Origin of the sequence: Rhodococcus sp. 15-725-2-2b (genome assembly GCF_002259075.1) — a bacterium.
Taxonomy (GTDB): Bacteria; Actinomycetota; Actinomycetes; order Mycobacteriales; family Mycobacteriaceae; genus Rhodococcoides.
Genome location: NZ_NPFL01000016.1, coordinates 181,203 through 194,266, shown reverse-complemented (window position 1 = coordinate 194,266; position 13,064 = coordinate 181,203). Strand labels below are relative to the sequence as shown.

Genomic DNA, 13,064 nt, shown 5'->3' with positions numbered 1-13,064 from the left:
GGCGGGCGGGCATGCGCGCATGCTCGGGCCGGTCTTCGGACACCGCAGCTGGAGAAGTCGAATCGGACACAACACCCCTCGAGGTAATTTGGTTGGATAACCAGACCGAATGTAGGGGCAATCAGTTTGAAAGTCCAACCAAATGACGCGCTCACAATCGCACTCGATGCTGTGAGCGACCGCTGGTCTCTCCATGTCGTTCGCAGCCTTGCACTCGGCTCGGTGCGGTTCACCGATGTGATTGCCGATACGGGAGCGCCGAGAGACGTGCTGGCCAGTCGCTTGCGCAAACTCGCCGACGAAGAAATCGTCGAAAAGCGTCCCTACAGGGAAGGATCGCCCCGCGACGGTTACTTCCTGACCACGAAGGGCCTGGACCTGGCGCGAGTGTTGCTGGTTCTCAAATCTTGGGGCGATGCCTACAGTCCGCCGGATGCCCGGCGTCGCCGTTTTGTTCACACTCGTTGTGGAGAAGCTTTCGAGGCCATGGTCGTCTGTTCCCACTGCCGAGAACCTCTCGGAACCGACGAACTCACCGACGACACGCCGAAGATTTGAACTGGAGACGCACCGGGCCCCTGACCACGTTCAAGCTTTCGACTTCCACTGAAAGAATGGTCCCGGCCTGCCATCGAGCGAGGCACCGGACAAACCTCGAAGTTCGGAGGGGTCACGACCGAGATTGAACTCGGTCAGCTGAGGGGTCAACTGGGATCGACACGGCCCGAAGGGAACAGCTCGGACGCAATCGCGGTCATGGTCCGACGAGCATGGTCCGCACCGACCGAACCTCCGCCGTATTCGCTCGCGGCCTCGCGAGAGGCGATTGCCACCAAGTAGCGGTGGTCGGGACCGACGAACCCGGTCGACAAATGAATCCAGTCGCCACCCACGCAGCACATCCACCCCTGCTTGACACCGAGGCTGTTCTCATCGGGTAACGCATCGGGAAGTCCAAAACGCTGGTAGTAGCCGTCCGCGCCGAAACGCGTGAAGTTCTGCAAATTCGAAAGGACAGCAACCGACCGCGAGCGCGAGAGACCACCGGCACCGTCGATCATCGCGGAGTAGAAGGTCACCACATCGTTCATCGTGGTTCGAGTTCGCCACCATTCGTCCCCCGGCTGCACCGAAGTGGAGGGCAACCCGTAGCGAGCAGCTACACGCCCCACGATGTCGTTGCGCCCAAAACGATTCCAGAGTTGCTCGGCCGCGGCATCGTCCGAGGAGCGCAGCATAGCGTCGATCTGGGTTCTGTCACTTCCGCTCAAATCGACCTCACCGCGCTCGTTACGGAACAGCAGATCGTCCGCGATGAAGAGCTTCGACACCGACGCAGTTTCGATCGGCTCCTCGTTACCGTTGGTAGCCCGAATCCCGCTGACCCGGTCCATGAAAGTGATAGACACTCGCGCACCGTTCAGCGCCCCCACCTCGGTGGCGGCGCGCATCCTCTTCTCGAGGCTCGCCGGTTCGATCCCTGACACTTCGGTGGCAGTCTCGGCAGGTGGTTCCGCACTCTCGACAGCGCTAGGCGCAGTGACCAAATCGGTGGCAACGCAGTGCATCGGTGCCGACACGGACAATACGAGAACGACGACTGCAGTTAGGGCAGCACGGCCGACTGCAGTTCGAGACACGGCCCGAGCGATCTGCCGGCGCGGTATTTCAGCGCTCTGCACGAGAAGTCCTCACTGTGACGACGGCGGACACCGCGGCGATCGCCGCATATCCGAATGCGATGTGCGGGAGGGCAACAATGCTGGACAAACGGCCGGCGACAAGGCTCGGTGCGGCGGCTCCACAATAGGAGAAGAGGTACACCGCCGACATCAGGCCTGCACGTTCGCCCCTAGCCGTTTTTGACAGTAACGCGCGGACGGACCCTGTGAACGTCATACCCTGTGCCGCACCGGCGATTACGCCGAAAGCGATGACCCCGAGGGTCGATCCGGCAAGCAAACTTGTTGCGATGCCGACGACGGCAACTGCGAACACCACGATGCCCGCGCGCTGCGCCACGGATGGCGTAAGGCGGGCGGTGAGTGGGCCGCCCAATGCGTACGGGGCCATGAACGATGCGAAAACCACTGCAGCCACGAGGGTGTTGGTGGTCCCCAGGTCTCGGGCCGCGATCGTCGGGCTGAAAGCTTGGTAGAAACCGCCGAGCGCCCACGTGGCACCGAACACGGCAACAGCGCCCGGCAACAACGGTCGAACCGCAGCGGGAATGGACACGCGAGGACGTAGCGACGTCAATGCTCCCTGTCGTCGGTTCACAGGATCGTGAGCGAACAGGAGCAGCACAGCACACACAGCGAGCAGGCCGACATCGATCACGTAGGTGGCCGCCAGGGGTGCCGGAGCGTACTGAGCGAGAGCTCCGGTTCCGAGCGAACCGATGGTGAGCCCCGAGACCGGCCCACCCGCAGCTGCGCCGGCAGCAAGCCAGCGCGGGCGGTCGGGGGCAGTGTCGATGACGTAGGTGGTGAGCGCCGAAGACGCAAGCCCACATGCCAGGCCGTGAAAGACTCTGCCGGTCAACAAAATACCGAGGTTGGACACATCGAGCAGAATGAGGCTTCCGATCGCGGCGAGGATCACAGCCGCGACTGCAACGACCCGGCGGCCAAGATGGTCGGACAGGCGGCCCAGTACTACCAGTGCGATCAGGACGGCGACGAAGTACGCGACCGCGGCCAGCGACAGGTCTTGCGTGCTCAATCTTGCCGCAGCTCGATATCGCTCGTACAACGGAATAGGGGCCCCGGACGCAGCGAACACCGTAACGAGCGCCGCTGTTGCGGTGGCGAACGCGAACGGTTGCGGCGTTCGATCGTCAGGCGCGGTCATCGGCGGCGATGAAAGGCGATTGTCGTAGGGGCATGCGCTCGAGTAAACAGAGCGAGCGGCGACCGCGGGAGTCCCTGCTGTGGGGTGTACTGACAGGGAACCGCTCATGGCGGAAAAGACCTGTTCGCCGCCAGCGCCGAACTTGCTACTCGGGCGACTTCACGCCACTGTGGAAAGGACGGAAATCGGTGAACGCCCCAACACGAGGAGATAAAACAAATGACCACGATCGCAATCATCGGTGCGGGTGAAGGTCTCGGCTCCGCTGTGGCTCGACGTTTCGGGCGTGAAGGACTCGCAGTAGCGCTCATTTCCAGGAACCAGAACAACGTCGACCGCATCGCCGGACGGCTTGTCGACGAAGGAATTACCGCCCAGGGTTTTGCTGCCGATGTGCGGGACGCGAAATCGCTGACAGCAGCTCTGGATTCCGCGGCCGAACGACTGGGCCCGATCGAGGTACTGCAATACAGCCCCGTGCCCGCGAAGGAATTCATGAAGCCTGTACTGGAGACCACCGCCGAGGATCTTGCCGGTCCAGTCGAGTTCTCCATCTACGGACCTGTCACGGCTGTGACGCACGTGCTGCCCGGAATGCGCGCGCTCGGGCGTGGCACCGTCCTCTTCGTGAACGGGTCGAGCGCTGTTCGGCCCGGACCCTCCGTCGCGGGCACCTCGATCGCGTTCGCCGGGGAAAGTGCTTATGCTCAAATGCTTCACGATGCCCTTGCACCCGAGGGTCTGCACGTCGGCCAGCTGATCATCCCGCGGGGAATTGGCGCAGGTGAGCCATCGCACGAGCCAGATGCCCTCGCCCAGTCGCTGTGGGGAATCCACACCGAGCGCAAGGAATTCCGCGTCTTCGTGGCCCCTCTGGATTGAGCTTCGGACCGGCGGTCGAGCGCAGACAAAGGTACCTTGCCAGTACACCTTTTCTCAGAGACTGGTTCGATTGCCGTCCGCGGTGTTCCATCGAAACATGACAACTTCAGTGAAGGCCTACGCCGCCACCGCAGCCGACCAGCCCCTGTCCCCCGCCACCATCGAACGCCGCGACCTCGGGCCGCACGACGTCCGAATCGATATCAAATTCGCCGGCATCTGCCACTCCGACATCCACACCGCACGAGGCGAATGGGGACCGATCAACTACCCCCAGGTCGTCGGACACGAAATCGCCGGCATCGTTGCCGAGGTCGGATCCGAGGTCACCACGCACACCGTCGGCGATCGCGTCGGAGTCGGCTGCATGGTCAACTCCTGCGGCGAGTGCGCCCAGTGTGTCAAAGGACTCGAGCAGTACTGCCTCGTCGGCAACATCCAGACCTATGGCAGCACCGACCGCGATGGCACCACCACCCAGGGCGGCTACTCCCAGCAAGTCGTCGTCACCGAGCACTTCGTCGTCAAGATCCCCGAGGGCATCGAACTCGACGCCGCCGCACCCCTGCTGTGCGCCGGCATCACCACCTACTCACCCCTGCGCCACTGGGGTGCCGGACCCGGCAAGAAGGTAGCCGTCGTCGGCATGGGCGGATTGGGCCACATGGCCGTCAAGATCGCCCACGCCATGGGTGCCGAGGTAACGGTGCTGTCGCAATCATTGAAGAAGCAAGAAGACGGACTCCGACTGGGAGCCGACCACTACTACGCAACCAGCGACCCCGATACCTTCGAGACGCTCGCATCCACATTCGACCTGATCATCAACACCGTCAGCGCCTCGATCGACCTGAACGCACATCTGTCACTGCTCGCAGTAGACGGTGCCATGGTCAACGTCGGTGCCCCCGCGGAACCGCTTCCGATACAGGTCTTCTCGCTCATCCCCCACCGCAGGACCTTCGCAGGCTCGGCCATCGGATCGATCGCCGAAACTCAGGAAATGCTCGACTTCTGCGCCGAGCACCATCTCGGTGCCGAGATCGAGGTCATCTCCGCCGACAAGATCAACGACGCCTGGGAGCGGGTCCTCGCATCCGACGTCCGGTACCGCTTCGTCATCGATACCTCGACCTTGGCCTGAGTTCTCACTCGACTATGACGCCGACCGCCGGCGCACGCGCGTAACGTGCTCGCGCCGGCGGGTCGTCAGCGTCGTTTTCAGTGGCGTCGGCATTGCAACGACTGGGCACCGGATGTAATCCGGTGCCGGTCAGGTACGCGGTATCGCCATGTATTTGTACTCGAGGAACTCGTCGATCCCCACCCGTCCACCCTCGCGCCCCAATCCAGAGGCCTTGACACCGCCGAACGGCGCGGCAGGGTTGGACACGATGCCGGTGTTGAGACCAACCATTCCGACTTCGAGGGCATCCCCGACGCGAAAGCTTCTATCGACATCCTGGGTGAACAGATACGCGGCAAGACCCCAAGGGGTGTCGTTGGCGAGACGCACAGCCTCGTCCTCCGAGTCGAACGGCACTATGGCAGCCACGGGCCCGAAAATCTCCTCGAACATGAGGTCAGCGTCGGCCGGGACGTCGACGAGAACCGTTGGTAGATAAAAGTATCCAGGACGGTCCGGCCTCGCACCGCCGCAGATCACCTTCGCTCCCCTGCGGAGGGCATCACCTACGAGATCTTCGACCTTCGTCAGAGCTTTCTTATCGACGAGAGGGCCGACTTCCGTAGCTTCGTCGACTCCGTCACCGAGCGAGAGCGCGCCCAACCGCTCTGCGAGCCGTCTGGCAAACTCATCTGCGACCGACCGTTGCACCAGAATGCGATTGGCCGCCGTGCACGCCTCGCCCATGTTCCGCATCTTGGCCGCGAACGCGCCTTCGACGGCTCGATCAAGATTCGCATCCTCGAACACGATAAACGGAGCGTTACCGCCGAGCTCCATCGACGACCGCATGACATGGCGAGACGCCTGCTCGAGAAGCAGGACACCGACAGCCGTCGAGCCCGTAAAGCTGATCTTGCGGGCAATTCCACTGGCCATCCACGGCGACACGACAGCCGATGCATCGGTCGTACACACGACGTTGACGACACCTTCGGGTAGGCCGACCCGAACAAGGATGTCCACGAGCGCGAGGGACGCGAGCGGTGCGAGATTCGCGGGTTTGAAGACCACAGTGCATCCTGCCGCGATGGCCGGCCCGATCTTTCGCGTACCCATCGCGAGCGGAAAGTTCCACGGAGTGATGAGAACACATGGTCCAACCGGTTCACGAGAGACGATGATGCGATTCTTTCCGTCACCCGTTGTCGTGACGTCACCGGCGACGCGAACTGCTTCCTCGGAGAACCATCGGAAGAATTCGGCAGCGTAGGCGACCTCGTCCCTCGCCTGCCCAATGGGTTTGCCCATCTCGCTGGTGATGATGAGTGCCAGATCCTCCTGCTCGAGCAGCATCAGTTCATACGCCCGGCGCAGGAGCTCGCTTCGCTCGCGGGGCGAGGTCTTCGCCCAGTCTTTCTGGACGCGGCCGGCTGCTTCGATGGCGCGCTGCGCGTCCTCAGGTCCTCCGTCCGCGACCGTCGCGATGACGTGCCCACTTGCTGGGTCGATGACCTCGAAACGTTCACCGGATGCTGCTTCTTCCCACTCCCCACCGATGAATACGCCGGTAGGGACTGCGGCGATGGTCGCCCTTGCTCGTTGAGACGAACGGCTGTCGCTGAGATCGGTAGTCATGATTTTCTCAGCCTACTTTCCGGTGACGGGATGTCGACCAGTCGCCGATCGTCCAACTCTTGCGCACGCGGCGCGTGTAGGCGTACGTCAAGGCAAGGGCACGCCATCGTTCAGTAGCAGGCTCAGAACGTGTGCAGCACAGCGCGAAAGAACTCTGTGGGTTCGACGGCTTCGATGGCCACGGGGCCCTCGTTGGCCAGGAACTCGTAACCCGTTTCGGCACCGTACTTCTCGCCACCGACTAGCACGTTACCGTTGAGCTGAAACAGAATCTCGATCGACGAAAACTGTCCCGCCCCGTAGGTCGCGCCCGCGTCGAGGCGGACGAACCCGAGGCGGAGGTTGCGCTCGGTGAAGTTGCCGAGCCACTTGTCCCACACTCCCGATTCACCCTGCTGGATCCAGTCGTATGCCTCTGGATTCATGGCTATCACGTCGGTGTAGCGCGGAGTCGCAAACTCCAGTTTGCGGCCTGTAGCGTGCTCGAAGATCGCCTGTGAACCGTCCAAGGTCTGCTCTACCCCGTTTTCGTCGGTGTAGTGGTAAAGACCCTTCTTGAACGCACCCTTCTTGTTCAACTCGGCATTGGTCGCTTCACGCTGCGCTACAGAGAGATAGCCGTTGCCGCTGGCTCCACCGGCCTGCAGAACCAGTGTGCGCAAGCCTTCCTCACGTTCCTGGGGTCCGTAATGAACGCTCTCGGGGAAGTAGCCGACCCAACCCTGCTCCAGGTAGTCGGTCTCCGAGTACGGCAGACGGCCCTCGACGACGTAGCGGATCTGATCGAAGTCGTGTCGGTGACGCGGAGTCCTCCAACCACCGCTACCGGTGTAGCCGGTGTTCAGATCGTAGTTGTTGGGCGAGCCGTCCACACCGAACAGAAGATGCTTCTGTTCGAGCTTTCCCTCGCGCATTGTGCCGACGGCTTCCTCGCCGGTCTCCGATGCCCTGCTCACTCGCATGTTCTGCTCCTTAGCTGCTTGTACGTTCGTTCCGAACTTCGTTGACAATATCCCATAGTTCGGGATATTGTCCACCACTAAATAGATGCGGATCACAAATTCGCTGAAGACCCAGACACCACACAACGAGACTTCGACAAGGACCGACATGACCACAGCGCTCACACACGCCCCCCAGGATTCGGGAGTCCCCGCTTCGGCGCGCGACTTCAGCGTCAACGATCGCGTGGTGATCGTGACCGGTGCTGGACAAGGCATCGGCCGTGAGGTCGCACGACAGTTCGCTGCAGCCGGGGCTCTCGCCGTTGTTGCCGATCTCGACGAAGGCAGGGCAAAAGCAGTTGTCGGCGAGATCGAGAATGCAGGCGGCGTCGCTTTGGCGGTGAAGGTAGATGTCGCCGACGAGCAAGCTGTGGGTGCCATGGTCGATACCGTCGTCTCCAAGTGGGGCCGTGTCGACGTGCTCATCAACAACGCATCCGTGTTCGCAACCATCGAGAAGGGGCCCTTCGACGAAATTCCCGTCGAACAGTGGGAACACGTGTTGCGGGTCAACATCACCGGGACATATCTGTGCGTCCGGGCAGTAGCGGCCCACATGCGCAAGGCGGGCTTCGGTCGTATCGTCAACGTCTCCTCCGACGCGGTGACCCGCGGCACGGTGAACTACCTGCACTACGTGACCTCCAAGTCCGCGCTGATCGGTATGACCAATTCGCTGGCGCGCGAGCTCGGCCCGCACGGAATTACCGTCAACTGCATTCGGCCGGGGTCGGTTGCCACCGAGGTCGAACGAGTCATCAACCCCACCGCCGAGGTTCGCCAGCGCGCCCAGTCGCTCCAATGCATTCCACGCGGAATGGTGCCCACCGATCTCGTCGGCATCATGTTCTTTCTGGCAACTCCTGCGTCCGCGTTCGTCACAGGGCAGACGATCGCGTGCGACGGGGGCTACACACACAGCAGCTAGTCCAACCGACCTGACAAACACCCGAGGAAGGCTCGATCCATGAGGCAATACCCGCACCTGTATATCGACGGTCGATGGGTCGAGCCCATCGCACCCAAAACGATCGAACTGATCGACCCCACCCGCGAAGAAGCATTCGCCACCGTTGCCCTTGGTGGCGTCGCAGACGTAGATCTCGCGGTTGCAGCCGCGCGCCGTGCGTTCGAAACTTTCTCGGAAAGCTCCGTCGAGAGTCGAATCGCGCTGTTGGATCGGATCATCGACGTCTACGAGTCACGTCTGGACGACTTCTCCGAGCTCATCGCGCGAGAGGTGGGCATTCCGGTCGCGAACCGTGCACAGGTCACCGGACCGGCCGATCACATGAGGGTTGCCCGCGACCTCCTGCGCGACTATCCGTTCGAGTCGAGGGTCGGCGGAGCTATTGTTCGTCGCGAACCGATCGGCGTGTGCGGGTTGGTCTCACCGTGGAACTGGCCAGTTCAAACGGGAGTCATCAAACTCATCTACGCCTTGGCGGCCGGGTGCACCGTAGTCGCCAAACCGAGCGTCGAATCCGCTGCCAGCGGCGTGCTCTTGGCCGAGGTACTCCACGAGGCCGGTGTTCCAGCGGGAGTATTCAACCTGGTGAGTGGCACCGGTCGCGAGGTGGGTGACCGGTTGTCCCATCACCCCGACGTCGACATGATCTCGTTCACCGGATCCACCGGTGCCGGCAAGCTCGTGGGAGCAGCCGCGGCAACGAGCACCGTCAAGCGGGTATGCCTCGAACTGGGTGGCAAGTCTGCGAACATCGTCCTTCCGGATGCTGACCTCGAGAAGGCCGCGCGATGGAACATTCAGAGGTGCTTCCTCAACACCGGCCAATCCTGCCACGCGCCCAGCCGAATGCTGGTGCACGAGAGTCAGATCGAAAACGTGGTCCCTTTCCTTCTCGATGAGGCGCGGCGATTCCGAATCGGCGATCCACTGGAGAGTTCGACCACGATGGGACCTGTCGTCAGCGCCGGCCAGCTCACATCAATCCAGAATCTGATTCGGACCGCCATCGACGAGGGTGCTGTTCTCGAAACGGGTGGCGCTGATCGGCCGAAGGGCCTCCACCGCGGGTACTTCGTGCAGCCAACAGTGTTCACCGGAGTCACACCGAAGATGACGATCGCCCGCGAGGAGGTATTCGGACCTGTTCTGGCCGTTCTTTCGTACCGCGACGAAGACGAAGCAGTGAACATCGCGAATGACTCCCCGTACGGCCTCGGCGGCTACGTGTTCGGCGGCGACCTCGCGAACGCCAGAAAAGTGGCGAACCGAATTCGCGCCGGGCGCATCAGCGTGAACGGCGCAGCAACGGACTCCCACACACCGATGGGTGGCTACAAGCAATCCGGAATCGGCCGCTCGATGGGCAAACTCGGCCTCGAAGAATATTTGGAAGTCAAGTCCGTCTACGGGTTCGAGGACGAGGCGAGCGACTTGCCTGCCCTGTTCGGCTGAACACACCCAGATCACACAGGAGACCACAGCACATGAGCGACGAAACCCCAGTCCTACTTCACAATTTCGCGAAAGAGAAGCTTTCCCGAGGCGAACCCGTTTACTCGATGACGGTCCGCCTCGTACGGACGATCGACATCGCCTCAATTGCGCATACCGCGGGATTCGACACTGTCTACATCGACCTCGAACACAGCAGCTTCTCACTGCAGGACGCAGGCCAGATATGTATGGCCTGCAATCATCTGGGTGTCACGCCTTTGGTTCGCGTTCCTGACCTCGATCCGGCGCTCATAGCACGCGTGATGGACTCCGGCGCAATGGGAATCGTCGTTCCGGGTGTTGCGTCCGCCGACGAGGCGCGGGCCGCTGTTCGAGCGGTCAAGCATGCCCCGCTCGGCGAGCGCTCCCTTGCCGGGGCTGCCCCCCAATTGCATTATCGAACACTGCCGGCCGAGCAAGTCGTACGCGAGCTGGACCAAGCGTCGATGGTCATCGTCATGATCGAATCTCAGGCCGGTCTGGACGCAGCCGAGGACATCGCGGCGGTCGACGGCGTCGACGTGGTGCTTGTGGGAGCCAACGATCTGAGCGTCGAACTGGGTGTCGCCGGGCAGGTGGATCATCCGAAAATTCACGAGGCGTACCTGCGAGTCATCGCAGCATGCAAGGCCGGTGGAAAGACTGTGGGAATCGGCGGAATGGGCGGTCGTCCGGACTTGATCCGTCAGTACCTGGACATGGGTGCCGGCTACGTCTCGACCGGCAACGACATTTCGTTCCTTGCCGGTGCCGCCGCACAGAAGCGTCAGCAGTTCTCCTGACGCGGGAAAGCAGTCACATGCCCACGAAAGTATGTATTTACGGAGCCGGAGCCGTCGGCGGACACCTCGCAGGCCGCCTTGCTGCAGGCGGGGGCGGACCTGAGGTCTCGGTCATCGCGCGCGGCCCACATCTCGCAGCGGTACGCGAACGCGGCCTCCGGGTGCGAACCCACGATGGGGAGTTGCACTCACACCCGTCCGCCACCGATAGACCGGGCGATCTCGAGCCACAGGACATCGTCTTCGTCACGGTCAAGGCCCCCACGCTGCCGTCCATCGCCGCGGACATCGCGTCGCTGCTGCACGATGACAGCCTCGTCGTGTTCGTCTCGAACGGAATTCCATGGTGGTACTTCCACTCCCACGGTGGACCTCTGGACGGTACCGATTTACGACGACTCGATCCCGATCTTTCCCTGTTCTCGCTCATCGGTCCCGACCGGTCGGTGGGTGCCGTTGCGTACACCGCGGGAACCGTCGTCGCACCAGGAGAAATCGCCGCCGTAAATCCACGCAACAGGCTGATACTCGGCAGGCCTGACGGTCGAGTCGACAATCGCTTGGAGGCCGTTGCGTCGCTCTTCGACTCGAGCGGGCTCGAAGCAACAACCACCTCGCAGATCCGCGACGCCGTCTGGGCAAAACTGTCGATGAACCTGATCGGTGGCGCGCTGGGCGTGCTGAGCAGCTCCGTCATGAAGGACGTTCTCGACAAACCACCTGTGGCAGCGACCGCGTTGACGATGGTGACAGAAAACGGTGCCATCGCACGAGCGCTGGGATGCGAACCGGCCGATCCCGGAGACGTTCTACGTAAGCAATCGGCATCGACTCATCTGCAGAGCGTCGTTCAGGATCTACAGGCCGGCCGGCCGATGGAGATCGACGCTCTGTTTCGAGTCCCTCTCGAGCTGGCCGCACTGGCTGACGTCCCGACACCGACGTTGTCTTTCGTGATCGAACTGGTCATTCAACGAGCACGTGCTGCGGGCCTCTATCGCGACTCGGCGTGAACCGTCGACCCACCCCCACCACTGTTAATTACGGAGATCGCACCTATGCGCGCAACGCCCGACACGATCACTCTGCTCACCGAGTACTACACGGCCATGCAGAACAACGATCCTCGACAATTCTCAACGTACTACGCAGAGAACATGACTCTGACGTTCGGCAACAGCCCAGAGATCGTCGGGCGCGAGAAGGTCATCTCGGCCTTCAGCACCGCGCTGGACAGGGTCGAATCACTCGCACACGATCTCGTCGACGTCTGGGAAGAGGACGACGGTGTCGTCTTCTTCGAGTCTCTCGGCCGTTGGACGTTGCGCGGCGGCGAGGTCGTCGAAATCAAAGCCGCCTCGAAGATCACCATCGTCGACGGGAAGTTCGTGGATCAGAAAATCTACGTTGACAATGCACCTGTAGACGAAGCACTGCTGCGCGAATCGGCGACACTCGACAGCGGACGGAAGGTTCACTGATGACCGGAGAACACCGCGAGTTTCAGTCTCGCCTCATCGTCACTGGCCTTGACGACAAAGGCCGATCAGCTATCACGAGTGACGGTCCAACGACAGACCGCCTAGTGGCCGACGGCTACACCCGGAATCACCTGTGGCAGGGGACCGAAGTTCCGACTCCGGTCACGGCTCCGAACGGCCCTCCGAGTGCCGCGGTGATTCCGCCCCCGCCGGCGGGCTACAACTACGTCATCACCGCTTTCGCCCCAGACAACGAGTGGGATTACGAAGGCGGCTATGCGCGAATCCTGGCGGAATCCGGCGCAGGCGACGCGGTCGACTCGTCGGATCCTCCAGGCATGCACACGACGGACACCATCGACATCGTCACCGTCATCTCGGGTGAGGCGTGCGTCATCCTCGACACCGGCGAGACGGTCATGCGGCCGGGCGACACCATCATTCAACGTGGAACCAAGCATGCGTGGCGAAATCGGACCGACGAATTCTGCGTGGTCTCCGCTGTGCACATCGCCGCGACTCGCTGACTCATACCGACTCGAGCTCGTACCGACTCGGGATTCCGGTTCCGCTGAGCGGGGCCGGAATCTTTTGTCCGTCAACGTGACCGAAGCAATCGAATCCAGGGTCGATACTCGGCACCCAAGATCTTGCACCTTCACCTTCCGCGTGGCGACAGTGCCGAACAGATCGAATCAAACTGTTGACTATTTCCCACATGGCAGGATATCTTCAACGATGTGAGTGCCGTCACTTTGCGTAATCGCAGCAAGTGTCAACACTCCAGCGACGCGTGGCACTCAAGCAGCGCGGCCACTACCGCCCGACCCTGGG

General features: G+C 61.9%; 13 protein-coding genes. 9 read left to right on the top strand and 4 right to left on the bottom strand.

From position 1 onward, the window contains the following. Nucleotides 1-171 precede the first annotated feature (171 nt). Nucleotides 172-558 carry a winged helix-turn-helix transcriptional regulator gene (locus CH306_RS18135; protein WP_176459261.1) on the top strand — a complete coding sequence of 129 codons (387 nt, stop codon included), beginning with the start codon at nucleotides 172-174 and terminating at the stop codon, nucleotides 556-558. Nucleotides 559-704: 146 nt separating this feature from the next. On the opposite strand, the gene CH306_RS18130 is transcribed toward CH306_RS18135, so the two are convergent. Both CH306_RS18130 and CH306_RS18125 read right to left on the bottom strand, forming a co-directional pair. Continuing rightward, entirely contained in the window at nucleotides 705-1,409 is a 705-nt protein-coding gene (locus CH306_RS18130; RefSeq protein WP_176458689.1) for a serine hydrolase, read from the bottom strand. A gap of 259 nt (nucleotides 1,410-1,668) precedes the next feature. Next, nucleotides 1,669-2,853 (bottom strand): MFS transporter, encoded by a 1,185-nt coding sequence (locus CH306_RS18125; protein ID WP_176459263.1) that lies wholly within the window; start codon nucleotides 2,851-2,853, stop codon nucleotides 1,669-1,671. Between the two features lie 219 nt (nucleotides 2,854-3,072). Here CH306_RS18125 and CH306_RS18120 point away from each other — a divergent pair, with 219 nt between their 5' ends. Continuing rightward, nucleotides 3,073-3,735 (top strand): SDR family NAD(P)-dependent oxidoreductase, encoded by a 663-nt coding sequence (locus CH306_RS18120; RefSeq protein ID WP_094631304.1) that lies wholly within the window; start codon nucleotides 3,073-3,075, stop codon nucleotides 3,733-3,735. A 97-nt stretch (nucleotides 3,736-3,832) separates the two neighbouring features. Continuing rightward, a complete protein-coding gene (locus CH306_RS18115; RefSeq protein WP_094647434.1) occupies nucleotides 3,833-4,879 on the top strand; it encodes an NAD(P)-dependent alcohol dehydrogenase in 1,047 nt (348 codons plus the stop codon). Between the two features lie 129 nt (nucleotides 4,880-5,008). Here CH306_RS18115 and CH306_RS18110 read toward each other — a convergent pair whose 3' ends face one another. Both CH306_RS18110 and CH306_RS18105 read right to left on the bottom strand, forming a co-directional pair. Continuing rightward, a complete protein-coding gene (locus CH306_RS18110; protein WP_094631306.1) occupies nucleotides 5,009-6,499 on the bottom strand; it encodes an NAD-dependent succinate-semialdehyde dehydrogenase in 1,491 nt (496 codons plus the stop codon). A 122-nt stretch (nucleotides 6,500-6,621) separates the two neighbouring features. Then, nucleotides 6,622-7,461: a hypothetical protein gene (locus tag CH306_RS18105; RefSeq protein WP_094631307.1), complete on the bottom strand. Its 840-nt coding sequence runs from the start codon at nucleotides 7,459-7,461 to the stop codon at nucleotides 6,622-6,624. Nucleotides 7,462-7,609: 148 nt separating this feature from the next. Here CH306_RS18105 and CH306_RS18100 point away from each other — a divergent pair, with 148 nt between their 5' ends. The 6 genes from CH306_RS18100 to CH306_RS29135 all read left to right on the top strand — a co-directional run bounded on the left by CH306_RS18100 (nucleotide 7,610) and on the right by CH306_RS29135 (nucleotide 12,757). Next, the gene (locus CH306_RS18100) at nucleotides 7,610-8,431 is read left to right on the top strand and encodes an SDR family NAD(P)-dependent oxidoreductase (protein ID WP_094631308.1); all 822 of its coding nucleotides are present in this window, start codon (nucleotides 7,610-7,612) and stop codon (nucleotides 8,429-8,431) included. A gap of 39 nt (nucleotides 8,432-8,470) precedes the next feature. Next, nucleotides 8,471-9,925, top strand: a complete 1,455-nt coding sequence (locus CH306_RS18095; protein ID WP_094631309.1) for an aldehyde dehydrogenase family protein — start codon at nucleotides 8,471-8,473, stop codon at nucleotides 9,923-9,925. A 107-nt stretch (nucleotides 9,926-10,032) separates the two neighbouring features. Further along, nucleotides 10,033-10,749 (top strand): HpcH/HpaI aldolase family protein, encoded by a 717-nt coding sequence (locus CH306_RS18090; RefSeq protein ID WP_208601188.1) that lies wholly within the window; start codon nucleotides 10,033-10,035, stop codon nucleotides 10,747-10,749. 17 nt (nucleotides 10,750-10,766) lie between these two features. After that, entirely contained in the window at nucleotides 10,767-11,762 is a 996-nt protein-coding gene (locus CH306_RS18085; protein ID WP_094631310.1) for a ketopantoate reductase family protein, read from the top strand. Nucleotides 11,763-11,807: 45 nt separating this feature from the next. Further along, nucleotides 11,808-12,230 (top strand): nuclear transport factor 2 family protein, encoded by a 423-nt coding sequence (locus CH306_RS18080; protein WP_094631311.1) that lies wholly within the window; start codon nucleotides 11,808-11,810, stop codon nucleotides 12,228-12,230. 194 nt (nucleotides 12,231-12,424) lie between these two features. After that, on the top strand, nucleotides 12,425-12,757 hold the full coding sequence (locus CH306_RS29135) for a cupin domain-containing protein (protein WP_176460602.1): 333 nt from the start codon (nucleotides 12,425-12,427) through the stop codon (nucleotides 12,755-12,757). Nucleotides 12,758-13,064 lie beyond the last annotated feature (307 nt).

What these genes read in the sequence shown, in the direction of transcription:
- CH306_RS18125 (WP_176459263.1), bottom strand. Translation starts at nt 2,853, where the DNA reads ATGACCGCGCCTGACGATCGAACGCCGCAACCGTTCGCGTTCGCCACC.
- CH306_RS18120 (WP_094631304.1), top strand. Translation starts at nt 3,073, where the DNA reads ATGACCACGATCGCAATCATCGGTGCGGGTGAAGGTCTCGGCTCCGCT.
- CH306_RS18115 (WP_094647434.1), top strand. Translation starts at nt 3,833, where the DNA reads ATGACAACTTCAGTGAAGGCCTACGCCGCCACCGCAGCCGACCAGCCC.
- CH306_RS18110 (WP_094631306.1), bottom strand. Translation starts at nt 6,499, where the DNA reads ATGACTACCGATCTCAGCGACAGCCGTTCGTCTCAACGAGCAAGGGCG.
- CH306_RS18105 (WP_094631307.1), bottom strand. Translation starts at nt 7,461, where the DNA reads ATGCGAGTGAGCAGGGCATCGGAGACCGGCGAGGAAGCCGTCGGCACA.
- CH306_RS18100 (WP_094631308.1), top strand. Translation starts at nt 7,610, where the DNA reads ATGACCACAGCGCTCACACACGCCCCCCAGGATTCGGGAGTCCCCGCT.
- CH306_RS18095 (WP_094631309.1), top strand. Translation starts at nt 8,471, where the DNA reads ATGAGGCAATACCCGCACCTGTATATCGACGGTCGATGGGTCGAGCCC.
- CH306_RS18090 (WP_208601188.1), top strand. Translation starts at nt 10,033, where the DNA reads ATGACGGTCCGCCTCGTACGGACGATCGACATCGCCTCAATTGCGCAT.
- CH306_RS18085 (WP_094631310.1), top strand. Translation starts at nt 10,767, where the DNA reads ATGCCCACGAAAGTATGTATTTACGGAGCCGGAGCCGTCGGCGGACAC.
- CH306_RS18080 (WP_094631311.1), top strand. Translation starts at nt 11,808, where the DNA reads ATGCGCGCAACGCCCGACACGATCACTCTGCTCACCGAGTACTACACG.